21 protein-coding genes are annotated in these 26,533 nt (G+C 50.2%); 4 read left to right on the top strand and 17 right to left on the bottom strand.

Features of this window, described 5'->3' with window-relative positions:
• Window positions 1-22 precede the first annotated feature (22 nt).
• From nhaC to DWY93_RS02400, 13 genes are all read right to left on the bottom strand, one after another.
• On the bottom strand, window positions 23-1,423 hold the full coding sequence (gene nhaC, locus DWY93_RS02460) for a Na+/H+ antiporter NhaC (RefSeq protein WP_117469400.1): 1,401 nt from the start codon (window positions 1,421-1,423) through the stop codon (window positions 23-25).
• A gap of 202 nt (window positions 1,424-1,625) precedes the next feature.
• On the bottom strand, window positions 1,626-2,567 hold the full coding sequence (tsf, locus tag DWY93_RS02455; protein ID WP_117469399.1) for a translation elongation factor Ts: 942 nt from the start codon (window positions 2,565-2,567) through the stop codon (window positions 1,626-1,628).
• 97 nt (window positions 2,568-2,664) lie between these two features.
• A complete protein-coding gene (gene rpsB / locus DWY93_RS02450) occupies window positions 2,665-3,390 on the bottom strand; it encodes a 30S ribosomal protein S2 (protein ID WP_021904111.1) in 726 nt (241 codons plus the stop codon).
• A gap of 388 nt (window positions 3,391-3,778) precedes the next feature.
• A complete protein-coding gene (gene codY / locus DWY93_RS02445) occupies window positions 3,779-4,561 on the bottom strand; it encodes a GTP-sensing pleiotropic transcriptional regulator CodY (protein WP_015554182.1) in 783 nt (260 codons plus the stop codon).
• A 236-nt stretch (window positions 4,562-4,797) separates the two neighbouring features.
• Entirely contained in the window at window positions 4,798-6,894 is a 2,097-nt protein-coding gene (gene topA / locus DWY93_RS02440; protein WP_021904113.1) for a type I DNA topoisomerase, read from the bottom strand.
• Window positions 6,895-6,915: 21 nt separating this feature from the next.
• The gene (gene dprA, locus DWY93_RS02435) at window positions 6,916-8,022 is read right to left on the bottom strand and encodes a DNA-processing protein DprA (RefSeq protein ID WP_117469398.1); all 1,107 of its coding nucleotides are present in this window, start codon (window positions 8,020-8,022) and stop codon (window positions 6,916-6,918) included.
• A 17-nt stretch (window positions 8,023-8,039) separates the two neighbouring features.
• Entirely contained in the window at window positions 8,040-9,575 is a 1,536-nt protein-coding gene (locus DWY93_RS02430; RefSeq protein WP_147324184.1) for a YifB family Mg chelatase-like AAA ATPase, read from the bottom strand.
• Between the two features lie 500 nt (window positions 9,576-10,075).
• Complete coding sequence (locus DWY93_RS02425; protein WP_181968478.1) at window positions 10,076-11,011, bottom strand: alpha/beta hydrolase; 936 nt, start codon at window positions 11,009-11,011, stop codon at window positions 10,076-10,078.
• A gap of 341 nt (window positions 11,012-11,352) precedes the next feature.
• The gene (argF, locus tag DWY93_RS02420; RefSeq protein ID WP_117469396.1) at window positions 11,353-12,264 is read right to left on the bottom strand and encodes an ornithine carbamoyltransferase; all 912 of its coding nucleotides are present in this window, start codon (window positions 12,262-12,264) and stop codon (window positions 11,353-11,355) included.
• Window positions 12,261-13,445: an aspartate aminotransferase family protein gene (locus tag DWY93_RS02415; RefSeq protein ID WP_117469395.1), complete on the bottom strand. Its 1,185-nt coding sequence runs from the start codon at window positions 13,443-13,445 to the stop codon at window positions 12,261-12,263. Before DWY93_RS02415 ends, argF begins: the two co-directional genes overlap by 4 nt.
• A gap of 143 nt (window positions 13,446-13,588) precedes the next feature.
• On the bottom strand, window positions 13,589-14,458 hold the full coding sequence (argB, locus tag DWY93_RS02410; RefSeq protein ID WP_021904119.1) for an acetylglutamate kinase: 870 nt from the start codon (window positions 14,456-14,458) through the stop codon (window positions 13,589-13,591).
• A gap of 50 nt (window positions 14,459-14,508) precedes the next feature.
• Window positions 14,509-15,447: an N-acetyl-gamma-glutamyl-phosphate reductase gene (gene argC / locus DWY93_RS02405; protein WP_181968477.1), complete on the bottom strand. Its 939-nt coding sequence runs from the start codon at window positions 15,445-15,447 to the stop codon at window positions 14,509-14,511.
• 516 nt (window positions 15,448-15,963) lie between these two features.
• Window positions 15,964-16,623 (bottom strand): Crp/Fnr family transcriptional regulator, encoded by a 660-nt coding sequence (locus tag DWY93_RS02400; protein WP_242990506.1) that lies wholly within the window; start codon window positions 16,621-16,623, stop codon window positions 15,964-15,966.
• A gap of 190 nt (window positions 16,624-16,813) precedes the next feature.
• On the opposite strand from DWY93_RS02400, the gene DWY93_RS02395 reads away from it, so the two are divergent.
• From DWY93_RS02395 to DWY93_RS02385, 3 genes are read left to right on the top strand one after another with little or no spacing between them, the layout of a single operon-like run.
• The gene (locus DWY93_RS02395) at window positions 16,814-17,518 is read left to right on the top strand and encodes a GTP-binding protein (RefSeq protein ID WP_117469394.1); all 705 of its coding nucleotides are present in this window, start codon (window positions 16,814-16,816) and stop codon (window positions 17,516-17,518) included.
• Complete coding sequence (locus tag DWY93_RS02390) at window positions 17,515-18,267, top strand: ATP-binding cassette domain-containing protein (RefSeq protein WP_117469393.1); 753 nt, start codon at window positions 17,515-17,517, stop codon at window positions 18,265-18,267. The genes DWY93_RS02395 and DWY93_RS02390 overlap by 4 nt, the downstream gene beginning before the upstream one ends.
• On the top strand, window positions 18,264-19,271 hold the full coding sequence (locus DWY93_RS02385; protein ID WP_117469392.1) for a hypothetical protein: 1,008 nt from the start codon (window positions 18,264-18,266) through the stop codon (window positions 19,269-19,271). Before DWY93_RS02390 ends, DWY93_RS02385 begins: the two co-directional genes overlap by 4 nt.
• On the opposite strand, the gene DWY93_RS02380 is transcribed toward DWY93_RS02385, so the two are convergent.
• From DWY93_RS02380 to DWY93_RS02365, 4 genes are all read right to left on the bottom strand, one after another.
• Window positions 19,244-19,606: a sigma factor-like helix-turn-helix DNA-binding protein gene (locus DWY93_RS02380; RefSeq protein WP_242990505.1), complete on the bottom strand. Its 363-nt coding sequence runs from the start codon at window positions 19,604-19,606 to the stop codon at window positions 19,244-19,246. The genes DWY93_RS02385 and DWY93_RS02380 overlap by 28 nt on opposite strands.
• Window positions 19,607-19,616: 10 nt before the next feature.
• Complete coding sequence (locus tag DWY93_RS02375) at window positions 19,617-21,332, bottom strand: recombinase family protein (RefSeq protein WP_242990504.1); 1,716 nt, start codon at window positions 21,330-21,332, stop codon at window positions 19,617-19,619.
• 602 nt (window positions 21,333-21,934) lie between these two features.
• Window positions 21,935-23,215 carry an SLC13 family permease gene (locus tag DWY93_RS02370; RefSeq protein WP_117469391.1) on the bottom strand — a complete coding sequence of 427 codons (1,281 nt, stop codon included), beginning with the start codon at window positions 23,213-23,215 and terminating at the stop codon, window positions 21,935-21,937.
• Window positions 23,216-23,249: 34 nt separating this feature from the next.
• A complete protein-coding gene (locus DWY93_RS02365) occupies window positions 23,250-24,686 on the bottom strand; it encodes a M20 family metallopeptidase (RefSeq protein ID WP_117469390.1) in 1,437 nt (478 codons plus the stop codon).
• A gap of 345 nt (window positions 24,687-25,031) precedes the next feature.
• On the opposite strand from DWY93_RS02365, the gene DWY93_RS02360 reads away from it, so the two are divergent.
• Window positions 25,032-26,339, top strand: a complete 1,308-nt coding sequence (locus DWY93_RS02360; protein ID WP_117469389.1) for a hypothetical protein — start codon at window positions 25,032-25,034, stop codon at window positions 26,337-26,339.
• Window positions 26,340-26,533 lie beyond the last annotated feature (194 nt).

Here is a 26,533-nt window from a genome sequence, read left to right as displayed (position 1 = left end):
TCTCCTTTTTCCCTTCCGCGCTTCATCCCTGCTTCTGTTCGTTTTCATCCTCCACATGCCGGATCGAGATTCCGGTAAAGCCGTAAAAGATGCTGAAAAACGGAGTCAGATATAACAGGAACAGATATGGGAAGAACGCAGACCATGCGACGCCGAGCGTTCCCGCCATGTATACGCAGTACCCATGCCACGGGATCATCGGTCCAGAGAGCGTTCCCGCATCCTCCAGGCTTCTCGATAAAATCTCCGGGGCAATCTTTCTCTCCTTAAACAACGGTTTCATCATGTTTCCGGTCAGGACATGGGACATCGGCTGGGAACAGCTGATCAGGCTTGTGATATAACCGACGAGGAGCGTCGCGAAGATCAGGCCGCCATCGCTGTTAATCCGTCCGGTGATCGCGCGCAGGATGTTGTCAAGAACACCCAGCCTGTCCAGCATGCCGCCCATTCCGACCGCGAAACAGATGATCGCCACATACTGCAGCATGCTGCTCATACCGCCACGGTTTAAGATCGTTTTCAGAACAGCCTCCTCAATCTGGGTCGTATAGCCGTTGTAAGCAACACGGATGATGCTCTGGAGCGTCGCGCCCTGGCAGAAGAACGCAACCGCACCGGCGCACACCGAGGACAGTCCCAGGGATACGATCGCGTTGACTTTACATAAGAGCAGGACAATGATAACCGCCGCCGGGATCAATGTCACAAGACCAAGTTTAAATTCTCCCTGAAGTGCCTCCGTGTAGACAAGAAGGTTTCCCTCTTCATAACCACCGGAGGTCTGACTGATCCCGAGAATGACAAACAGGACCAGGCTGATCACAAAGGTCGGCAGCGTTGTCCATAACATGGACCGCACGTGATCGTTGAGTTTCGCGCCCGCAACAGCCGGGGCAAGATTCGTCGTATCGGAGAGCGGGCTTAACTTATCCCCGAACATGGCACCGCAGATGACTGCGCCTGCCACCATTCCAGGATTGATTCCCATCGCATTTCCAATCGCCATCATCGCGACACCGGCACTTCCGACCGAGCCGTAGGATGTTCCGGTCACAAGGCTTAAAACGGCGCAGAATACAAGTGTCAACGGCAGGAGCCAGGTTGGATCGATCAGTTTCAGACCGCCTGCGATGATCGTGGCGATCGTACCGCTCTGGAGCCAGGTACCGATCATGACGCCGATCGCCATAAGCAGACATAGTGTCGGAACGACCACACGGATCGCGTCGTAGGCACCACTCACAACATGGTCATATTTGATCTTTAACCATTTACAAAACAGATAGATGATGATCCAGCTGAAAAACAGTCCGATCATCGGTCCTCCCGTCTTCAGCCGGATGCAGACTGCGACTGATCCGATGATCAGAAGCAGGAGCAGAAGCGACTGAGGCATATTCAGTTTCTTTTCTTCACTCATAACAATTTTCTCTCCCCTGAAACTCATTTTTCAATTTAAAGCATTAAACTTTAAAGTGCTGTATTATTATATCGAATATTCAGGAAAATTGCAAGAGCTCACACAAATTAAAATAGCCGGAACCCACAGAAATACTGGATTCCGGCTGTTTTTAACAGCTTATATGAATTATTCGATATAAGCAGCATTTTCGCTTTATGAATTATTTACCCATCTGAGCAGCAACCTCAGCTGCGAAGTCCTCGTTTTTCTTCTCAAGACCTTCACCAGTCTCGAAACGAACGAAGCTCTTAACTTCGATGTTAGCGCTGTTCTCTTTAGCAACCTGTGCTACATACTGAGCTACGGACTGCTTGCCGTCCTCTGCTTTTACGTAAACCTGGTCTAAGAGACAGATCTCTTTCATCTCTTTGTTGATACGACCCTGGATCATACCCTGGATAACCTTCTCCGGCTTGGAAGCTTCCTTCGGATCGTTCTGGATCTGAGCCATAAGGATGGATTTCTCATGCTCGATGTAATCTGCGCTTACTTCGTTGCGGTTTGTGTACTTCGGGTTAAGAGCTGCAACCTGCATACAAACGTTCTTTGCCATCTCTTTTACAGCGTCGTTTACAACATCTGTCTGAACGTCAAGAAGAACACCGATTCTGCCGCCTGCATGAATATAGGAAGAAACGAAACCGTTCTCCTCTGTAACCTGTTTGAAACGACGGATGCTCATGTTCTCACCGATGATGGAGATTTCAGAAGAAAGAGCTTCCTTAACAGTAAGGCTCTCATCTGCTGTCCACTTCTCGTCCATAAATGCATCCATATCTGTCGCTGTTGTTGTAAGAGCCTGAGCTGCTACCTGAGCAACGTATGCCTGGAACTTAGCGTTCTTAGCAACGAAGTCTGTCTCAGAGTTAACCTCAACGATAACAGCTTTCTTCTCGTCTGCTGCCATAGCTGTGTCAACGATACCCTCAGCTGCGATACGTCCAGCTTTCTTCTCAGCGCCTGCAAGTCCTTTTTCTCTTAAGAACTCAACTGCTTTGTCCATGTCGCCGTCTGTAGCAGAAAGGGCTTTCTTACAGTCCATCATTCCAGCGCCTGTCATTTCTCTTAAATCTTTTACCATTTTAGCTGTAACTGCTGCCATGTTTCATTTCCTCCGAATCATATTAAAGAATCAAAACGTGTCTTTTCGGAAGAAGGTGCTGCCACTGACAGCACCTCCTTGGATTCCTTATAACAACTTAAGCCTCTGCGTTCTCCTCAGCTGCTTCTGCTTCCTCAGCCTCGCCCTGTTTAGCCTCGATGACAGCGTCTGCCATCTTGGAAACGATAAGCTTAACGGCTCTGATAGCGTCGTCGTTACCCGGAATTACATAGTCGAGTTCTTCCGGATCGCAGTTTGTATCAGCGATACCGATCAGAGTGATTCCAAGTGTGTGAGCTTCCTGTACACAGATTCTTTCCTTCTTCGGATCTACGATAAAGATAGCGTCCGGGATCTTCTTCATTTCCTTGATACCGCCAAGGTTCTTCTCAAGCTTCTCCCACTCTTTCTTTAACTCGATAACTTCCTTCTTCGGAAGTACGTCGAATGTTCCGTCCTCAGACATCTTCTCGATTGCTTTTAATCTAGCGATTCTGGACTGGATGGTCTTGAAGTTTGTAAGCATACCGCCAAGCCATCTCTCGTTTACGTAGTACATTCCGCAACGCTCTGCCTCAGTCTTGATAGCGTCCTGAGCCTGCTTCTTTGTACCTACGAAAAGGATTGTGCCGCCCTCAGCTGCGATATCAGCAACTGCCTTGTAAGCCTCATCAACTTTGCCTACAGATTTCTGAAGGTCGATGATGTAGATACCGTTTCTCTCTGTGTAGATGTACGGTGCCATTTTCGGGTTCCATCTTCTTGTCTGGTGACCGAAATGTACGCCGGCTTCCAGAAGCTGTTTCATTGAAATTACGCTCATGTTTTTTTCCTCCATTTGGTTGTTTTCTTCCGCCTGCATCTCACTTCCACGAACACCTGAGCTTCTCAGGCACCACTCGCAGAATCCGCAGACGTGCATAATATCAGCTTTTTCACTATATCATAAGTCATTTTTCACTGCAAGCACTTTTTTCTATTTTTTTTGATTTTTTTCCATTACATTTGATTTCATAAAAAACAAGGTCATTCGGGCATGCGGCGGCAGGGATTCTTCTATATATGATAGACCTTTTAATAGTCTTTTCTCTCCTTAAATCCCTCATGCACCAGATACAGCCTGATCTATCTGATGTCATACAACAATTCATATTAAAAAAGAGGCGCGGCTTTTCACCCAGCCGCGCCTCTTTTCCACAGGTCTCCCTGTCTTATTTTGTATTTACTGCCTTTAAGGCTTTTAACTCATCGAATACCACATCGTTTAAGACCTTAATGTAGGTTCCCTTCATACCGGAAGAACGGGACTCGATAACCCCGGCACTCTCGAATTTGCGGAGTGCGTTTACGATCACGGAGCGGGTGATCCCGACTCTGTCGGCGATCTTGCTGGCTACAAGGATTCCCTCGTTTCCGTCAAGCTCCTCGAAGATATGGGTGATCGCTTCTAACTCGGAGAAGGATAAGGTGCTGATCGCAGATTTTACGATCTGGACTTTTCTTGTCTCCTCGGCGTTCTCCTCGTTTACGGAACGCATCATCTCCAGGCCGACAACGGTCGTGCCATACTCGCAGAGGATAATATCATCGATATCGTACTGCTCGTCGGATTTGTACATAAATAAGGTTCCGAGGCGCTCACCTGCGATATCGATCGGGGCGATGATTGCCTGATACTTCTTTACATTCTCCTCAGCGAATCCGAGAGTCGCAAGGTTTACATTTTCCTTGGTGGAAAGGACACTTAAGAGGCGTTCGTTAAACATTTTATCGACATAGCCGCCTACCTTGTCCTCAATCAACTCATGGATCTCATCAACACCAGGACAGATGCTGACACCCAGGACTTTTCCTTTCTTGCTGATCACGAGAATGTTCGACAGCAAAATTTCGCTTAAAACTTTACAGATGTCGTTGAATACGACCTTGTGCGAATTGTTGTTGTGGAGCAGTTTGTTTATTTTTCTGGTCTTATCCAATAATTCAACACTCATTTCCGAAAACCTCCTTTACTTTCTGATATCGTACGAATAATATTTGATCGATTAAATTGTAACACGATATTTCCAGAATTTCAAGACTTTTTCGGATAATTAAGATAACTCGAAATAAATTGTCAAGTTCTTATCACATTTTAAAAGTTTGAATCATTGAAATTGTACCATTTGTTTACGGCAAATATCCGGCAGAGCCTCTTCTGGGCACCCTGCCGGATCTTGATCTCGCTATATTAATCTTCTTTTTCTTCCTTATTTTCCTTCATCGGCATCACAAATCCGCACTGCTCATTGGCGCAGACGAGTTTGTTTCCTTTTTCCACCATGTAGCTGCCGCACTCCGGGCACTTCTCAGTGGATGGTTTCTGCCAGGACATGAAATCACAGTCCGGGTTGGCTTCACAGCCGTAATACTTTCTTCCCTTTTTCGTCTTCTTAATGATGACTTCTTTTCCACACTTCGGGCACGGGATTCCTGTCTTCTCCAAATACGGCTTTGTGTTGCGGCACTCCGGGAATCCAGGACATGCGAGGAATTTTCCATGGGGACCGTATTTGATGACCATCCTTCTTCCGCAAAGTTCGCAGATCTCGTCGGACTCCTCGTCTGCGATATGGACAGTCTCTAAGGTTCTCTGGGCCTCTTCCACCGCTTCCATAAGATCAGGGTAGAAGTTTCTTACGATGGTCTTCCACGGGGTCAGGCCCTCGCCGACGCTGTCTAACAGGTACTCCAGGTTCGCGGTGAAGGCAATGTCCACGATGCTCGGGAAGCACTGCTTCATGATCCGGTTAACGACCTCACCGATCTCGGTCACATAGATGTTCTTGTTCTCTTTTACCACGTAACGGCGGGCTAAGATCGTTGTGATCGTCGGTGCGTAGGTGCTCGGACGGCCGATGCCCTGTTCCTCCATGGCTTTTACCAGGGATGCCTCTGTGTAATGGGCCGGCGGCTGGGTAAAGTGCTGGGCGCTCACGAGATCCGCAAGCTCAAGCTCCTCACCTTTTTCCAGCTTCGAGAGGATCTGGTTTTTCTCCTCTTTCTCATCCGCCTCGATATAGACGGACATGAAGCCGTCGAACTTCAGTCTGGATGCCGTCATCGTAAACTCGTTTCCGCCCGCTCCGATCTTTACGGATGTTGTCTCATAGACAGCCGCGGACATGCGGCTCGCCGTGAAGCGCTTCCAGATCAGCTGGTAGAGGCGGAACTGGTCTCGTGCCAGGGATTCTTTTACCTTTACAGGTGTTAAGGAAAGATTTGTCGGACGGATCGCCTCGTGGGCATCCTGGATCTTTCCGCTGTTCTTCTTTGTATTTTCACCCTGGGACAGGTAATTCTCGCCGTAGTTTTCAGCGATGAAATCACTTGCCATCTTCTCTGCTTCCTCAGCCACACGGGTGGAATCGGTACGCAGGTAGGTGATGAGACCGACGGTGCCATGGCCCTTTACATCAACGCCCTCGTAGAGCTGCTGGGCGAGGCGCATGGTCTTCTGGGTAGAAAAGTTCAACGCCTTGGACGCCTCCTGCTGCAGGGTACTCGTTGTAAACGGAAGCGGCGGTTTCTTCGTGCGCTCCCCGTTTCTGATATCTGTCACGATAAATTTCTGTCCCTTTAAGGACTCAAGTAAAGCGTCAAGCTCCGCCTTGCTCTTGATCTCCGTTTTTCCATCTTTGTCATTATGAAAATGGGCTGCTGCCGGTTTCTTTGAACCCGGAGCTTTTAACATCGCGTCGAGGCTCCAGTATTCCTCCGGGATAAACGCGGAGATCTCCTCTTCCCTGTCGCAGATCATGCGGAGGGCCGCAGACTGGACACGGCCGGCGCTAAGGCCTCTCTTAACCTTCTCCCAGAGGATCGGGCTGATCTTATAGCCAACAATACGGTCCAGGATACGCCTCGTCTGCTGGGCGTCCACCAGGTTCATATCGATATCGCGGGGTGCCTTTAAGGACGCCTTTACCGCATTTTTCGTGATCTCATTGAAGCTGATCCTGTATACTTTTTTATCTTTTACCTCGTCAAGCTTTAACGCTTTCATCAAATGCCAGGAAATCGCTTCTCCCTCACGGTCAGGGTCAGTTGCGAGATAAATTTTATCTGCTTTTTTTACTTCCTTCCGAAGCTTCGCAAGGATATCTCCCTTGCCCCGGATCGTAATATATTTCGGTTCATAATCATTTTCCACATCAATTCCGAGCTGGCTCTTCGGAAGATCTCTCACGTGTCCGTTGGACGCGTCGACCTCATATGTGCTTCCCAGGAATTTTTTAATTGTTTTAACCTTTGCAGGAGACTCTACAATCACAAGACTGTTCGCCATATTCTTCACATCCTTCTGCAATCATTCCGCTTTTTTATAATATTGATTCCCGGTTCCAAAAACAAGTCCCGCAAGCTCCAGCTTTAAAAGGGCTTCCATACATTCTGTCACGGAGAGTCCGCAGAGTGCGGCGATCTCTTCCAGATATCTGGGGCGCGAATCAACCGAAGCATACACCAAATTTTCGTTCTTGGCAAGCCTATTTTGTGAAAATTTATGAATCGTTAATTTTCTTTCGTATTTCATCCCAAGGAATTCCAGCACATCCGAGGGGCTTAAAAGCATGTTCGCACCGCCCTGGATCAGGCGGTTGCAGCCACCGCTTAATGGGTCATTTGCCCGTCCCGGAAGGGCGAAAACTTCTTTTCCCTGTTCCAGGGCAAAGTCCGCCGTGATAAGGGATCCGCTCTTCTCCCTCGCTTCTATTATAATAACCGCATCAGCGAGGGCGCTGATGATCCGGTTGCGCATGGGGAAATTCATGGCGGCGGGGCGGGTTCCCGGGACGAACTCCGAGAGGATGCCGCCGTTTTCCTCCATGGCATGGAAAATTTTGTAATTTTCCCGTGGGTAGCAGACGTTTACCCCGCAGCCCAAGACTGCGTAGGTGGGCTTTCCACGCTCAATGGCGCCTCTGTGGGCATAGCCGTCCACGCCGGCTGCCATGCCGCTGATGATGTTGACTCCGGCGTTGGCGAGTTCCCCGGCGTAGAAGCCTGCCGCTTCCTTCCCGTACTCCGTGCAGGCTCTCGCGCCCACGATGGCCACCGACGGGACCTCGTTTTCCGGGAGACTGCCTTTTACAAAGAGGGCTGCCGGGCGATCTTTATATGGAAGAAACCGGGTCGGATAGTCCGGGTCGCATTCCGCGATGACGCGGATGTTCTTCTGTGCCAGGCCGGCAAACTCCTTCCGCCATGCAGATTCGTGTTTTCTCGACTCCCGGAAGACCTCCGCACGCCGCTCCGTGAGGACTCCTGATTTCTGCAGTTCCTGGGGCTTTACCCTCCAGGCAGACAGGTAGGTCCCAAATGTGTCTTTCAGGCCTCTGATTGTTACGCCGCCGAAACCGGGAACGTGGCAGAGGCAGTAGAGAGCTTCGCGGTCGGTGAGTGTATTACTTGTCATAATTTCATATTCTCCTTTTAATTTCCCCAGAATTTATCGCGGCTCTTCACATAAGACACTGCTTCACAGAGATCCGCAAGCCGGATTTTCTCTTCTTCTGCAAGATCTGCCGTTGTCCGTGCTACTTTCAGGATTCGGTCATGCATCCTGGCTGAAAGGGCAAGCTTTTTAAAAATTTCTTCCATAAACTTTTCTTCTTCGCGTCCGAGCCAGCAGAACTTCCGGATATGACGTCCTGACATTTCGCCGTTGCAGCGGATATTTTCACCTGCAAAACGTTCTCCCTGGATCTTCCTTGCCTGTTCCACACGGGCACGGATTTCACGGGATGATTCGTTATTTCCGCTGCTTCTGATATCTCCGTAAGTGATCGGTGATGCCTCCACGCAGATATCGATCCGGTCTAACATCGGTCCCGATACTTTCTGTAAATACCGGGTTATTTGTCCATCGGTGCAGCGACAGCGGGAACGGTCTGGGAAATGACCGCAAGGACAGGGGTTCATGGCCGCAACGAGCTGGAAATTCGCAGGATATGTTACGGAAGCTTCCACTCTCGAGACAGTCACCTCCCGTTCCTCCAAAGGCTGACGCAACGTCTCCAGGGCTGCTCTGGAGAATTCCGGAAACTCGTCAAGGAACAAAATCCCGCCGGTGGCAAGAGATATCTCCCCCGGCTTCGGTCTTCTCCCACCTCCGGTCAGTGCCTGAACCGACACGGTGTGATGGGGCGCCCGGAACGGACGTGTCCGGATCAAAGGCTCTTTGGCTGTCAGGAGATGGCTCACACTATAGATTTTTGAGATCTCGATGCTCTCTGCGATATCAAGCCCCGGCATGATCGTCGGCATTCTTTTTGCCAGCATGGTCTTTCCAGCTCCCGCAGGACCAACGATCAAAAGATTATGTTTTCCAGCTGCCGCCACCTCGGCTGCTCTTCTGAGCAGCGGCTGACCGGAAAGTTCTGAAAAATCCACCTCGTAACGGTTCATGGAATTCTGCAATTCGTCCATATTTATCGTTGACTCCGCCTGCATAGGAAGCTTTCCCGAAAGCACCTCCAGGAGATGTCTCAGATCCCGGATCCCATAAAGTTCCATTCCCCCTATAACGGATGCTTCATTCACATTCTCCACAGGTAAAAATACACGTTTAAAACCACTTTCCCGTGCCTGGTCTGTAAGTGCCATAACCCCAGGAATTCCCCGAACAGTCCCGTCCAGCCCCAGTTCTCCGAACAAGACAGCGTCTTTGAGATCTTTCGCCCGAAATCCACCGTAGGCGGATAAAATGGCAGCGGCGATCGCGAGGTCGAATCCGGTCCCTTCCTTTCTAAAATCTGCCGGGGACAGGTTGATTGTGATCTTTTTGGGCGGCAGGGAAAGTCCGAGATTTTTGATCGCCGTCCGCACCCTGTCTCCGCCTTCCCGTACCTCGGACGCAAGGTAACCTACGAGGATCAGCCCCGGAAGTCCATCGCTGACGTCCGCCTCCACGGTCACATTCTTTCCCTCCATGCCGCGAAGGTATATGCTGTTGATTTTACTGAACAAAAAGACTCCTTTCCAAACATGTTTAAGATGTTTTTGCTTTGCTGAATTTTTCAGAACTATTTTTGACAGGTGGATTTTTCACCATTGTTGATAATATAGATGTATTTAAGAATGTTTAAGAAAAATATTGGTAACTGTCCAGTAAGTCTGCGCACTTGCTGCGCTGACCGTAAGAAAACATAGGCTGGAAGGCAAAAACCCCATCAGCGAAGCTGATCAGGAATGGATTTTTGCGTGTAACTATGAAGGTACTGAATAGTTACAAATATTGAATTTATAGCAGACTGACCCGCAGATCAGCGCAGCCAGTCTGCCGCTTTTATCTCAGTCGAGAAGACTCCCACCTCATTAGGTGGTGAGTAATAGCAAATTTGTCTCAGTGGGAGTTGGGTCTCCGGCTGAGATAAACGCTCCGCGGGGATGCGCAGTGATTCTGTATGGAATATGTCAGCTTTGCTGACCAGAATCACGCGCCAAGTCTCACGGACGTTCGACTTGAATTATTTGTTGTTCTCACGCTCCTCGATCCACTCCAGAATATCCCCAGATACCTGTTCGCGGTTGAGTTCATTTAAAAGTTCATGCCTCGCACCCTCATAAAAGCCGATGGAGAGATCTTCTACCCCTGCTTTATCATAGCGGTCGTAAACTCTCCGCACGCCTTTTGTCTCCTCTCCCACCGGATCTTTGCTTCCGGAGAGGATCAGGACCGGGAGGTCGGTGCACATTTTGCCTGCTTTTTCGAGTTTTGCGGTCTTTAAGATCACCTCGAAGAAATCCCGGTACGCGCCCGCGGTGAAGATGAAGTTCGTCAGCGGGTCATCCCCGAAGGCACGGTCTCTCTTCTCATCCCTGGACAGCCAGTCGTAAGGCGTCTTTGTCGGCTTGAATTTCCGGTTATAGTTTCCAAGGGACAGGTTGTAGAGCATTTTGCTCCTGTATCTCGTCCCTTTCCTCTTACAGACAGAGTCCGCCAGCATATATCCGAACCGCACCTCAGCGTCCTTCGGTGCTCCGGTTCCGAGCAGGATCACACCGTCGATTCCGTCCTTGTAGACGGTCAGATATCGTCTCGCGAAGAACGACCCCATACTGTGCCCCAAAAGGAAAATCGGCACACCCGGATATTTTCTCTGTGCATGGACCGTCACACGGCGCATATCACGGATCACGGAGACAGCGCCCGCATGGTCACCGAAATATCCCCTGTCCTCCTCCGCTGCCGCGGTCTTTCCGTGGCCTAAATGGTCATTCCCGAGAACATAGATCCCGTGTCCCGCAAGGAATTCCGCAAACTCCCGGTATCTTCCCACATGTTCCATCATTCCATGGGCAATCTGGACGACGGCTTTCACCTCGCCGTTTGGAATCCATTCCATACAGTGGAGATTCGCAAGACCGCTGCTGGATGGTATATAAAATTCATGGATCTCCATAATTTCTGCCTCCTGTGCATAAAACATTTTCGATTTTAGCTAACAGGCACTCAAATACCCATTCCGCCTGTCATCAGTACTCATCGAAGAGTTTTATAAATATAGTCCTAGTATAACACGCACTCAAAACTTTCCCTAGGAAACATCTGTTAAAATTTCATAAACTTTATCTAAACCGAAATTAAATGTGTCAGGCGCATTCCGCTATCCTGTATGGTCACCCACACCGGGCTGCACTCTGCGCAGGCGCAAAAAAGCCCCGCAGGCGCTCTCACACCAGCGGGGACTTTCTAACTTTCCAATGCTTCCAACCTCAATTACAAGACAGTCGTCATGTCCGATCAGTCTTTCTTCATCAGCTTTACCATAACAGCCTTCTGCGCATGCAGGCGGTTCTCTGCCTCATTGAAGATCTCGTCGGCATGTTCCTCGAAGACTTCCTCGGTGATCTCCTGTCCGCGGTATGCCGGGAGACAGTGCTGGACCATAGCGCCCGCGTTTGCGGCCGCGAGGAGCTGTCTGTTGATCTGGTAGTCCTTGAAGATTTTCTTTCTCTCCTCTTTCTCCGCTTCTTCTCCCATCGAAGTCCATGTATCTGTGATCAGAATATCCGCACCGGACGCCGCCATAAACGGATCTATCTCCAAGGCAAACTTATCGCCGTAGCCCTTCGTGAATTCAAGGACAGCTCCGTCCGGCTTGTATCCGTCCGGTGTCGCGACCGCCACGTTCATTCCGACCTTTAAGCCACCAACGATCAGGGAGTTTGCCATATTGTTGCCGTCACCGATGAAGCACATTTTGAGTCCGGAGAAGCTTCCGAACTTCTCACGGATCGTCATGAGGTCCGCAAGGACCTGACACGGATGACAGAAATCCGTCAGGCCGTTGATGACCGGGATGGAACCAAATTTTGCGAGGTTCTCCACTTCCTTCTGCTCAAAGGTACGGATCATGATACCGTCAAGGTATCTTGACAACACGCGGGCAGTATCCTGAACCGGCTCTCCACGACCGATCTGCAGATCTCTGGAGGACAGAAACAATGCATGTCCACCCAGCTGATACATTCCTGTCTCGAAGGAAACCCTCGTTCTTGTGGAGGATTTCTGGAAGATCATTCCCAGTGTCTGCCCTTTTAAAAGCTCATGAGGAATGTTGTGCTTTCTTTCATATTTTAACTGGTCTGCCAGATCCAGAATTCCGGTGATCTCCTCTGTGCTGAGATCCAGTAATTTTAATAAATGATTCATGATTCAAATACCCCTTTCATGGCCTCAAGTGCCTGATCGATCTCTTCATAGGTGATAACAAGAGGCGGCAGCAGACGGATCGCGTCTGTTCCGGCCGTCAGGACGAGAACGCCCTGTTCCATAAGCTTTGCAACATATCCGGCGCGCTTTTCCGGATCTACGATGATGCCGAGCATGAGTCCCATGCCGCGAACATTCTTCACTGCCGGGGAGTGAAATCCCAGGACTTTTTCTTTGATGTAAGCGCCCTTTTCCTCAACCTCTTTTAAGAATTCCGGCTTCATCACCGTGTCGAGGACCACATTCGCAGATGCCGCGCTCACCGGATTCCCGCCGAAGGTGGAACCGTGGGTTCCCGGTCCCATAACATCCGCGCAGGACTTCGCAGCCAGCACGCCGCCGATAGGCAGACCGCCGCCGAGACCTTTTGCCATGGTCACGATATCCGGAGCAATTCCGTACTGCTCATAGGCGAAGAGGCTGCCGCATCTTCCGATGCCGGTCTGGACCTCATCCACGATGAGCAGGATATCGTTCTCCTTACAGTATTTTGCCACACCCTGGACAAATTCCTTATCGAGCGGCAGAACGCCGCCCTCGCCCTGGATCATCTCCATCATGACGGCACAGCAGGTCTTGTCTGCCTTTGCGGTTACATCAGCCAGGTCATTTGCCTTCGCGTAGGCAAAGCCTTCCGTGAACGGGAAGAAGTACTGGTGGAACTTCTCCTGTCCGGTTGCCTTTAAGGTTGTAACAGTTCTTCCATGGAAGGACTGGATCAGTGTCACGATGGTGTTCCTTCCCTCGCCGTATTTATCGAAGGAATATTTTCTCGCGAGCTTGATGGCGCCTTCATTCGCCTCCGCACCGGAGTTTGCAAAGAAGATTTTTCCCATCCCTGTGGCTGTCACGAGCTTCTCTGCGGCGCTCACCATGGGCTCCGTGTAATAGAGGTTGGAAGCGTGCATGAGCTTTTCCGCCTGTTTTGTCATGGCATTTACGATCGCCGGATTTCCGTGGCCTAAGCTGTTTACTCCGATCCCGGAGGTCAGATCCACGTACTTTTTTCCGTCGGCATCCCAGAGCGTCGCTCCTTTTCCGTGGTCAAGGACGATGTCAAAACGTCCGTATGTATGCATGATATATTCTGAATCTTTTTTCTTGATCTCTTCCGCTGTCATATCGTACCTCCTGTGGCAACTAATTCGGCAGATCCACGCTTTTTCCTGCGTTCTCTCTGCAAAAAACGTGACTCTGGCACATTCCGCGCCGGATACGTTTTCTTACAGGAACCTGCATCTTCACATGGATCTGCGTCTGCCTTTTATGAAAACATGGTTCCTACACCTTCATTTGTAAGCAGCTCGATTAAGATCGAGTGCGGCACACGGCCATCCTGAATGTTCGCGCGCTCCACGCCCTGACGGACACACTCCACGCAGCAGTTGACCTTCGGGATCATGCCGCCCTTGATGATGCCCTCCCTGACGAGAGACGGAACTTCCGAAACCTTCAGGCGTTTAATCAGTGTGGATTCATCGGACGGATCTCTCAAAAGTCCTCTTACATCCGTGAGCATGATCAGCTTTTTTGCCTTTAACGCGATGGCAAGCTTCTCAGCCGCCGTATCCGCGTTGATGTTGTAGTTGCAGGTATCGTCAATTCCTGCGGCAACACAGGTAACTACCGGGATATAGCCTTTTTCCAGCATATCAAGGACGATCTGCGGGTTTGTCTTAACGATGTCACCCACATAGCCGTATTCCGTTCCGTCCGGATCGTTCAATTTGACCGCCTCAAACAGTCCGCCGTCCATTCCGCTTATTCCTACGCCTTTTCCTCCGGCATTTTTTAAGAGTGTTACCAGATTCTTATTGAGCTTTCCGCAGAGGACCATCTGGACCGCTTCCATCGTCTCTTTGTCTGTATAGCGCAGACCCTTGATGAATTTGGACTCTTTTCCGGTCTTCTTTAAAAGTTCCCCGATCTCCGGACCGCCGCCGTGGACGAGAACGACTTTCACACCCACGAGATTTAAGAGGACGATGTCACGGATGACCGCCTGCTTTAAATCCTCGTTGATCATGGCGTTTCCGCCGTACTTTACGACTACGATCTTTCCATTGTATTCCTGAAGATACGGGAGCGCCTCCACAAGGACGCCCGCTCTTGTCTCCGGTTTCAGATTTTCCATAAATTTTCTCCTTCTTTTCAGATTGCCCCCAATAGAATCAGGCGATTTATTTATAAATTCAGTCCCGCTGTCTCCTCAAATCCCAGCATCAGGTTCATGTTCTCCACCGCCGCGCCGGAAGCGCCTTTTCCGAGGTTGTCAAACAGCGCCGTGATGATCGTCTGACCTTCATGTCCATTGACGACCAGTTCCATGCTGTCCTTTCCCGCCATGGTTCCGGCGGCGATCATCGGATCCTCATATCCGAACGGATGGACTTTTACGACCTTCTTTCCGTCGTAGTGGGCAGCCAGCGCCTCGTGGATATCTTTCGCTGTGGGATTTCCCTTTAACATGGAGTTCTGCAGCATGACGGTGACTGCCATTCCTTTATAATAGTCATCCACGATCGGGCAGAACACCGGAGGAACATCAAGTCCACAGATCTTCTGCATCTCCGGGAGGTGTTTGTGTTTCAGGTTCAGACCGTAGATTCTCGGCGTGTTGTAGAGTTCCGGCTTCTCCGGGGACTCGTACTCCGCGATCATCTTCTTTCCGCCTCCAGAGTATCCGGTGAGGGAAAATACAGTGAGGGGCGTCTCCTTCGGGATCATTCCAGACGCCACGAGCGGATAGACCGGGATCACGAATCCTGACGCATGGCAGCCCGGATTTGCTGTGAATTTTGCATGGACGACTGCATCTTTATGCATATCGGAAAGCTCCGGAATCCCGTATGCCCAGCCGGGTGCTGTACGGTGCGCCGTGGAAGCGTCGATGATCCTCGCGGAATCCTTCTCCACAAAACTCACCGCCTCCTTCGCCGCCGCATCCGGCAGGCAGAGGAAGGTGATATCCGCCGCGTTGATGAGTTTCTTTCTCTCATCCGGGTCTTTCCTCTTTGTTTCATCAATTAACAGGAGTTCAATGTCGTCTCTTGATGCAAGTCTGTCGTAGATCTGGAGTCCTGTGGTTCCTTCTTTTCCGTCAATGTATACCTTTGGCTTCATAATTGTTCTCCTCTCGCTCATAGATTGTTCTGGATTCCAGGTTCGCCTCCATCCGCCGTGAATTTGTGGGGTGCGGATGGAGACCGTGAATATTTTTGAATAATTTTGCATAATTATAACTCTATGTGTATATTTATGCAAGTATTTTTTTGCCTTTTTGCAGCGTTTTTATGAAACTTTCTTTGTAACTGTTCAGTAGGTCTGCGCACTTGCTGCGCTGACCGTAAGAAAATATAGGCTGGAGGGCAAAAATCCCATCAGCGGAGCTGATCTGGAATGGATTTTTGCGTGTAACTATGAAGGTACTGAATAGTTACCTTTCTTTTATCATAATTTCCTGCTGCACAAAAAGCAGAGGTTTCATGCACACGGATTCGTGCATTCGCAAAACCTCTGCTTCTTATCTGTTATTTCCCATACACGGGAACATTCATATTATTTCGATTTTTCTTCCGCAATCTGTTCCGTCTCCGGATTTACAAACCGCCTTCCTGTCTTCTGACCACAGCCGTCCCTTTACGCGTATAAGATCTCTTCCAGTTCATCCGGCCTCAACAGACAGATCTCTCCGTCCCGCAGGGCGATGAGTCCCTGTTTTGTCAGACTTGCAAGTTCCCTGAAAAGGGAAGCGCGGCTGATTCCGAGGATCGATGCCAGTTCATCTCTGGAAACGTTCTTTCCAAACGCCCTGCCCTTATCCGGTTCCTCCAACAGGTACTGCACTAGCTTCTTCTTTCCGGACTGCATGGTCAGGAACTCGATCCTCCGGATCAGAAACTGCATTTTCCGATTGCAGAATCCGGCATACCGGAGTGCCAGTTCACTTTTTTTCTCCATGACCGCCAGAAGCTGGCTTTTCGGCATCGTCGCCAATGTGGTATCCGTACGGCACCGGAGTACTGTCGGAAATTCCGTGTTTGTTAAGAGATTTACCACTCCGAAACAGTCTCCCCTTTCCAATTGAGAGAGCAGGATCTCCCTCCCATCAAGGGCGATGCTGTAAACGTCCATACTGCCCTCCATGACAAGACCGATGATCTCCTCATTTTTCTGTCTGTCGCTCACGATCTGACCTTTATGACAATATTTCACATTCATACCAGAAACCGACAGATTGCAGCCGCCAAGCAAAGGGGATGCCTCGACAGCCGCCTTTATCTCTTCTTCTCTTATCATATGTCTCTCCTATGATCCGTCGTTAGTTAGTTGTATCTAACTAGAATGGTATCACAACAACAATTATTTTACAAGCCCAAAATATACCCCCGCCAGTCTCATTTGATACTGACGAAAAATCCCCGGCTCTGCTATGCTTTTTACATATTGTGACACGTTCTGTTCATTCAGGACAGACAAAGGAGTTGTAATGCCAAAGCATGTATTTTTATTTTCCGGATCTTCTGCAGTTGGAAAAACATCCATCCTGCGGTATCTGATCCCTTTCTTAGAAAAAGGAGGAATGCGGACAGCCATCTGTAAAATCGACTGCCTGTCCTCCAACGATGAATCTGTATATAAGAATCTCAATATCCCCACGGTAACAGGACTCAGCCGGGATATCTGCCCGGACCATTTTCTCGTATCAAATCTCCCAGAGCTCTGGGACTGGTGTGACAGCCTCGGGCGGGACTGCCTTCTTATCGAGACAGCCGGGCTCTGCCACCGTTGCTCTCCTGCGACAGAACTCTGTACCGCGGGATGTGTCCTGGACTGCACCGCCAGCAGCCACTCCCCGGAGCGCCTTGGTCCCATGGTCTCTGGCGCTGATTTCATTGTTCTCACAAAGATCGATATGGTCTCCCAGGCGGAGCTTGAGATCATCGAATGGCAGCTAAAAAAAATAAATCCGGGTGCCAGGATTTTCCCTGCGGACGGTCTCGCCGGATACGGGACAGAATTTTTAGGGGGCTGGCTTTTGGAGCGGCCGGAAATTGAATCCCTGAAGGAAGACCGGCTCCGCCACACCATGCCCGCCGGAGTCTGCTCCTACTGCGTCGGTGAACAGCGGGTGGGATCCGCCTACCAGCAGGGTGTCGTCGGCAAGATCTTTCAAGGAGGTATCCACAGATGAACTTTGAATCTTTGACGATTCTACCAGGAACCAACAAAGCCGGGGAACCGGAACATTTTGCCCCGGTCACACTCCATCCCGGCGAGCTCTGTGCCATCGCCGGAAACACAGGGGCTGGAAAAAGCCGTCTCATAAAAGACATTGAGCAGCTTGTAAACGGTGACGGAATCAGCAGGCGGGGCATCCTCATAAACAATGTCCCGGTCACCCTGGCAGACCGCTCCAGCCTCTCGAAGGAACTCATCGCCCATCTCTCCCAGAGCATGCGCTTCGTCCTGGATCTCAGCGTCCGGGAATTTTTAAAGCTCCACTGCCAGTGCCGGAACCATCCGGAGATCTCCCCGGATGATGTGTTAACCATGGCGAACCAGATCACGCCGGAGCCGGTTCTACCGGAAGAAAGTTTAAACCTCCTAAGCGGCGGCCAGACCCGGGCACTTATGATCGCCGACCTTGCCTGCATCTGTGACAGCCCTATCGTCCTCATCGACGAGATAGAAAACGCAGGAATCGACAAAAAAGCGGCGCTGCGGCTCCTCACCGACCAGAGCAAGCTTGTCCTCATCGTCACTCATGATCCCCACACTGCCCTGATGGCATCCACACGCCTCGCAATGAAAGGTGGGGAGGTCTGCCGGATCAGAAAGCGGACAGAGGCGGAAAAAACGCTTTATGCAGAGCTGGATGCTGCCTACGAGTGTCAGAAACATCTTCAGGAATTACTTCGACAAGGAGAAGAACTTTTATGACAACCATCAGACTTTACTGGAACAATATCTGCGTCCTGCACCGGCAGGAGCTGCAATTTTTAAATGAGATCCGGGAGGAACTCAGAAAGGATAACATCGACCTTGATATCACCTGCTTCGGTCTCGGATATGGCCGCCATATGTCCGACTATCTGAGGGAGGAAGATTCCGTCCTTCCAGATCTCGTGGTCTCCACGGATCTGGAAGTATTTGAGGATGAGCGGATCTGGAACCGTTTTAGAGAGCATGGACTTCTTCCATTAAAAGAGTTCTTCCCGGTAAAAGATATTCCGGAGCTTGGCGGACTCAAAAAAGCTTCCGCTCTCCTTCCCTATCTTGCGATTCCTCTCGTGTTTTACTCCGACGTGGAGCTTCTACGCCAGACCAGCATGGATGCCAGGAGCATTAACGCTAATTTTTTCACAGGAACCGATGCAGACAGTGAGCAAAGTATCTCTCTTAACCGGCTCGTTGAATCATCCTTTCCCCTCTCCTATGGCGGCATCAACAACTCTGCCGTAAAGACTGTCGCAAAGCTCACATGGGAGTCCTTCGGTATGGAAACAGCAAAACATTTTCTTACTGCATCAAATGTTTTCGACATGCCGATCCAGGCCTTTCATCAGGTTTCCATCGGTGCGTCACCTCTCGCCCTGGTTCCGTCCGTCTATGCGCTCCGGGCTGACGGCAAAAAAAATAAGGCCTATTGGCCTCTGGAAGGCGCTCCGGCAATCCCCTCCTATATCTGTGCGGGCACCTCGGTCCCGAAAGATGCCCTTTTCGCCGTCATAGAAAAGCTGCGCGGTCCGAGATTCAGCCACTTTTACACAACGAATGGATGCCTTTACAGCTGCGCTCCTGCCGATCCGCTGCCGGACCTCTCGTTCCTGGAAGGAAGCCGGACGAACCGGGGACTTCTCGTTCCGTCCGAATCATTCTTAAACTCCCTTCCCGCAGAAACTTTCTACAAAATGTATCACCGGGTGTTCCCGGCAGGCTCATAAAACGCCTCCCGCATATGCCCCACCGCCCGTTTTTCGATCCTCGACACATAGGACCGGGAGATCCCGAGCTTTTCCGCGATCTCCCGCTGTGTGTGTTCCTTTGTCCCGAACAGTCCATATCTCATGCGGATCACGGTCTGCTCCATATCCGTGAGATTTTCCTTGTACGCCTCGTAGAGGATCTTCACGTCCTGCTTGATGATCACAGTCTCAAGGACTTCCCTGTCCCCCGCCTCAAGGATATCCAAGAGGCTCACGGTCTCCCCGTCCTTATCCGCTCCGATGGGATCATAGATGGAAACTTCTCTGGAGAACTTCTTTCCGGTCCGGAACATCATTAGGATTTCATTCGCTATCCTCTCCCAACGGATACATAGGTTGCTCAACAGGGGGAAAATCCGCCTCTCCATCCACCGCAAAGAGGTAAACATAGGCATTTTTGCCGTCCCAGACCACCTTTTTGACGATGGTGCGCAGCAGGCGGCGTTTTTCCTCCAACGTGGCAGAATCCACCGCGCTGGCGAAGGATTCGATCATCTCCTGATGGAAGGCGAACTCCTGATGGAGCATCCGGCTCTGCTCGGTGAGGGCTTCCAACTCGGAAAGTCTTGCCTGCTGAGTCTCGCTCTCCCGATGCAGTTCGTCGATCTGCTCCATGACGTACTTTGCAGAGGTGTCGCTGGCAACGGACAAGGACTCCACCAGCCGTTTGATGCGTTCTTCCGTCTCGGCGTGTTTCTCCCGGAGCAGCGCAAGTTCTGCATCGTAACCCTCCTTGCTGCCGCTGATGACCTTCTTGGTCTGCGCCAGAAGCCGGGTAAGGGTCTCCTTGTCGGCAGACAGCTTGCGGATCTCCTCGATGATCTTGGCGTCCAGCGTGTTGCCGTTGCAGTTTTTCATAGAGCAGACTGTACCGTGGCTGCGCTCCTTGCTGGAGCACATATAGGTGTAGATCAGCTCACCGTCTGCCGTGCGGCGGTTGGTCAGCTTCGGGCGCATATAGTCGCCGCATTCGCCGCACCGCAGAAGCCCAGACAGCAGCGCCACGTTGCTACGGGGCCTGCGGTAACTCTTAGATTTGTTGACATCCAGCATGGCCTGCACCCGCACCCAGTCGCTGCCTGCGATGATGCCCGGATGCTTGCCCACCGCCACGATCCATTCCTCCATGGGACGGATCTGATTCGCCTTGCCGGGGCGCTGGAGGGTGCGGTTATAGGCCATGACGCCGTGCTCGCCGTCGAATTCCGAGCGTTCGGCAAACAGGTCAACATTGTTTTCTTTCAGATACTGATACGCCGTGTCGTCGGCGATCATATAGACCGGGTTCGTGAGAATGCCCCGGATGGCAAAGCGGGTGAACTGCTTGCCGCGCTTCGTGACGCAGCGATGCTCCAACAGGTACTGGTCGGTCTTACTTAGAGAGCCTGTCTCCATGAATACGGAGAAAATCGTTTTAACCAACTGAATTTCCTCTGGAATAGGCCCCAGCTTGCAGGCTTTTTTCACCTTGCCGTCCACCGTCACGCTGGACAGGCTTTCAGAGGCATATCCGGTGGGGGTCGTTCCACCCAGCCAGCGTCCGGTCTTGGACAGCTCATGCATGTTGTCCCGGATACGCTCGGCAATAGTCTCCCGCTCCAACTGGGAGAAGACGGACGCAATATACATCATGGCACGGCCCATGGGGGAGGACGTGTCGAACTGCTCGCGGATGGAAATGAAATCAATGTGCCGATCGCCCAGATCCTCGATGAGCTTTGCAAAGTCACCGATGTTGCGGCTGATGCGGTCAAGTCGATAGACCACGATGGCCGCAAACACGATCTCCTGCGAATCCTTCATCATTTTCTTGAACTGTGGGCGCTCCAGATTGCCGCCAGAAAATCCCTCGTCCTCATACACCAGCGCATTTTTCGCCGCTTTCTCACCAAAGTGCACGGCAATATACTGTCGGCACAGCTCAATCTGGTTCTCGATACTCTCGCCCTTCCCGGTAAATTTGGATTTGCGGGAATAGATAATATATTGCTTCTCCTGTGGCTTGTCTTTCATTTTCATATCGGCACCTCACGTTATTCGTTAGGATGTTAGAAATATTATGACGGATTGGAATCCATTAGAAAGGGGGGGCTATAGAAGAATATGAAAATATTTCTGAGAAAATGTTCTCTTTCTCCGGTTTTGAGCAAGAATCATGTCCTTGCGCGCCGTCAGCGTACGCTTCCACATTCTGCCAGCATGAGACGACAAAACAATATCCGCGGGCATATCAATCACGTGATAAATCGACTCACAATAAATCTATCTCATATTTCCAGGAAAATCGCTCCAAGACACGTCACTGTCCGTCAGAGTTTCTTCACCAAAACCACGGTGGATGCCGCAAAGGAGTTTTTCTCCGGATGCTGTTTTGGGAGTATGTTTGGCGTTGCTCCATCTGCATAAATGGCGATGGCGGTGAAATTTTGACTGAACTGTCATGACGGGGCGATCCCTAACAATTTGCATATGTAATTCGGCATTTACTGATTTCGGTAATATGCCTAGATGGCACGGGACGTCAAAAAAGAGCAACCCCCGAAACACTACGGTTTCGGGGGTTGACTGTGCCAACAACTCTTTTAAAGTTCAACAAATCACAGAACAATTTTTTGTTCTAATTAAAACGCTGGGAATATGGTCATTGCTATCGCAGTACCAAGCACGCCACGAATTATACCGTGAACAATACCAGCCTTAAACACTGTCTTTGCGCTGTAGCCGCCGGCGTTCATCGCCATGGGAACTACAGCAGTAGACAAAGGCGTGATAAGGGAGGACATAGAGGCCAGGGCACACAGGATCACGGGGCCTCTGGGATCACAGCCCATCGCACCGCAGGTGATGACCGCCAGTGGAACCAGGACGGTGCTGACAGCACGGTTATACAGTAAAGACGTCATGATATAACCGACCGCATAAAACGCAAACCCTATAATATAACCGTTTGTCACACCGCTCAGCACTCCAGCCAGCCAATTGCCAAGCTGTTCCGCCGCGCCGGTTTCCGCCAGGGCGGAACCCAAAACGGTGACACCGATGTAGAGCAAAATCGTACTCATATTCAGGTTATCGATCGCTTCCCTCTCTGTCAGAACGCCGGAAATTACAACTACCACAGCACCAGCCAGAGTGATCTGCCAAGAGGGGAGCCCAGCCATCAGACCAATGATCACTGCGATAAATACACCATACCCCAGCACCTCGCGCATCGGACTAAGGGGTTCTTTCTCCTGCATTTTCCGCGCTGTGACATTGCCCAGGGCCGTCTCAGGATTGTCAGGCAACATTTTGGGAGTGATAAAAACAGCAACCAACATTGTAACAATGCCTACCGGCAGAAAGACCAGTGTTTCGCTCCACATGCCAAGCTGACTGGCGGTCCAGCCATAAGATTCCAGATAGCCGTTTTGGGTGACATACCAGGCGGCATAGGGGCCGATAGGTTCAATAATAAAACTTGTGGACACACAGGCAACGGCAATAGGGTACATCATCTTGGATGGGCTAATCTTCATGCGGTCACACATATTCTGTACCAAGGGATACACCAGCGCAAAGAGGGCCACAATGCTGGGCACAAACTGACCCAGAATACAGGTGATGACCATATATGTAGCCAGCACCTTGGTAAAGGAGCCGTCCGTCACCTTATACAGCATCTGGGATATCCGATTGATCATCTGAGTACGGGTCAGACCCGCAGCTACCACGAACATAGAAGCCATAGTGACAACCGTTGAGTTGCCAAAAGAACTCAGCGCAGTTTTGGACTCTACACATCCAGTCACCACCAACAGCACCACAATCAGCATTGCGCTGAACGACATGGGGATCTTCTTGATGAAAAACAGTACGATCATCAGGGCGAAGAGCAGCAGACAAAGTGTCATTTGATTCATAGATATTCCTCCTGTTAAAATATTCGTGAAACCGTCAAGAGATATGAGGTTTTACATCGTCTGGGATTGGGGAATCATATTTCCGGCCTCCGGTGCGCCTGTACAGTTCCTCCTGTGCTCTCCGGAGGATGTCCTGATTCTCCAATACATCAATGGCAGATCCAGCCATCACCTTTGCAGCGTAGAGCATCCCTTTCTTGGCCATCGAGCTTTTCCCCACAGCCACCATCTGCCAGGAGTGCATTGCCACTCCGGCGGGCATGGTCACCGCATTGATCTGGGCGACCGGGCAGTTCCAGCTTACATCACCCACATCAGAGGAAACAAAGCCCTGCCGCTCCCGTGCCAGAGGCAGTGGGACTGCATGGATCAGGGAATCCATATCCGCCTGAAAGCGCTTTTGATCCTCTGGATCCGTTGCCTCTGCCGCCAGTGCATCAAAATAAGTGCTGGTTTTCGTTAATGTCGCCCGGAACTGTCGGGCCTGTTCCAAATCCGCATCGTCAAAAGCCTGCGGAGGTATCTGCTCCAGATTACGCTGCATGACATGATTGAGCTCTGTGTTGATAATCGAATTTGAACACGCTTTGATGAATTCAATATCCACTGTAGTTTCCGTCATCAAGGCCGCCCCCTGGGCTATGTTGTTTACCCGTCTGTAAAGCTCCTTGACCTGGGGGAGCTGTCGTGCCCGCAGAAGATAAAGCCCTTCCGCATAGGCCTGTACTGTTCCGGGAGCGTTTCCCCCAGAATTTGTAATGGCGTAATGGATCCGGGTGTCCGTGGGAACATGCTCCCGGAGATACTGTACACCAGTATTCATCAACTCCAGAGCATCCAGCGCACTGCGGCCCAATTCAGGGGTCATGGCCGCATGGGAGGCCACTCCGTGGAAGTGGTAGCAGATCTGGTAATTGGCCATGGTGCTTTCCGTGGCCACGCTATTGACTTCGCCGGGATGCCAGCAAAAAGCCGCGTCCACCCCATCAAATACACCGTCCCGCGCCATAAACCCTTTTCCGGAACCGCCCTCCTCAGCCGGACACCCAAAAAACTTTACAGTACCTGGCAGTTTATTATCCTCCAGATACTTTTTTACGCCAAGCGCCGCAGCCAGCGCGCCTACACCCAACAGGTTATGTCCACAGCCGTGGCCTGGTCCGCCCTCCGTTACAGGGCACATTCTGGTAACATTGGCCTGCTGACTCAAACCGGGCAGCGCATCAAATTCGCCCAAGAAACCAATGACAGGTTTTCCGCTTCCATAAGTGCCAGAGAATGCAGTTTCAATGCCCGCTAGTCCCTGTTCCACTTGGAATCCCAGTTTCTCCAGCATGCGGCAGTATAAGCGGGCAGCAAAATGCTCATGATAGCCCGTTTCCGGATGATCCCACAGCGCATCACTCATGGACTCCAGCAACTCCTTGCAGGCATCAATGTTTTCCAGCGCTGATTGTTTTTTCAACTCCATTCGATTGCTCCTTTCCCATTTCATTTACTGCATATCTTTATATAATTAAAGACATATTTTGGAAACAACATAATTATACAATTTCTGCCTAATTTTAGCAAGTATCGAATATATACCATTTTTATTTTCTCTGTTTTATATAAATATTAGACTTTATCATTGTATAAAACGACATATTAAGGTCTAATTATGGTCATATTTCAGTCATATAAGGCTTTGGTAGTGATTTGCGACATATTTTCCGACACTCTCTTGCCCCTGAGGACTTTATCAGATATAATATAAATTAGAATTTATGATCCCGCTGGGATTTTCTGATTCCCGGCAGGCAAAAGGAGATAATATATGTATTCCGTTGGTGTATTCACTACAGAGCGATCCCTGCGCCACATCATGCTTATCGACCAGAAAATGCAAGAGCACAGCAATATTACCTATCTGCCCTACTCATCCCCTGAACACCTCAAATATCTCTATGAGCAGAACAGCAACCGTTTTGATGGATTCCTGTTTACAGGTTCTTACCCATATAATGTTTTGCGCAAAGAATTTGGCCCGCTGAGCAAGCCTCATGCACATTGCAATGTCTCTGACCGGGATTATTATAAGCTCATCGCCCAGATGGCCGTCCAGCAACCTGGTTTGGACTTTTCCAGGGTCTATTTTGACCGTCCAGAAATCCCTGTTGATTTCCATCATATTTTTCTAAAGCAGGGGGTTCCACTGCTGGGTAGCGCTCCAATCGACTGGAATATGGTAGCCGCCACAGATTGGTACGTCCCCCTAAAGGATTATTATCTGAGCGTATGGAACAGCGGAAAGGTTGATCTTCTGGTTACACGTTTTGGAAGTATGGATGATTATTTTCGCCAGCATCAAATCAACTTCCGATATCTGGCTCCCTCTCCAGAATCAATGTTGGAAGCCTTTCACGGCCTTCTCATGCAGCTCCAGGCCGGTGAGATGCATGACACCTCTGCATGTCTTGGATTGGTTCGTTCCCCCAATGCGTTATCAAACGAACAGCATAGCGCTTTGGAGATCCAACTTCAAAATTGTAACAAGCTGTTTAGTATGCCGTTTTTAGTCTATGAACATGGCGACCACTTTGAACTGACCGCAAATGTCTCCGTATTAAAGGATATCTCTCAGCAGTATACTGTCTGCCCCGTCACCGCTTTTTTGGAAAGCAGGCTGGATTTTGACGTTTGTATAGGGTGGGGATGTTCCAGCAATGTAATTGATGCCCATCGAAACGCCCAGCGCGCTGTGAAAGAAGCGCTGCTGTGCAAAAGCTCATCTGCTTTTATTGTTATGGACGATAACAGGATCATTGGCCCATTGTCCAGCCCCCGACGCATCGACTACAGCGACGCACCCAGTCAGCCTCTCTCTAAGCTTGCTGACCGTTTGTCTATCTCTCCGCTATACTTGAGCAAAATATCCGCTGTCCTCTCACAGCGGGGAGACGATACACTGTCCGCCGAAGAACTGGCCTATTTCCTCAATGTCACATCCCGCAGTGCCTCCCGCATTTTATCCAAGCTTGAGGCTGGAGGATTAGCTGTTGTGCAGTATCATCGCCAGCTTAATTTACGTGGACGTCCCGCCAAAATCTATAAAATATACCTGCAGGATATTCCGCAAATATAAGAGTCATTCCCTTGCCCCTTACTATTGTGGACGTTATCAGCAGATGTGTATGGCTATGAAAATCCGTCCAAAAAGTGTGCCACTGTATCCAAGGCAAGTAATCAAACTTCGTGTGCACTCCACATTGGAAATTACGGAGTTCTACTAGCTAAAATAACTTACGGTAAGCAAAAGGCTTCAGAGCAAAACTGATT

This window comes from Clostridium sp. AF28-12 (assembly GCF_003435225.1).
GTDB classification, from domain to species: Bacteria; Bacillota; Clostridia; order Lachnospirales; family Lachnospiraceae; genus Pilosibacter; species Pilosibacter fragilis.
Note: the sequence above shows the minus strand (reverse complement) of the source record. Positions and strands in the feature narration are given on the sequence as shown.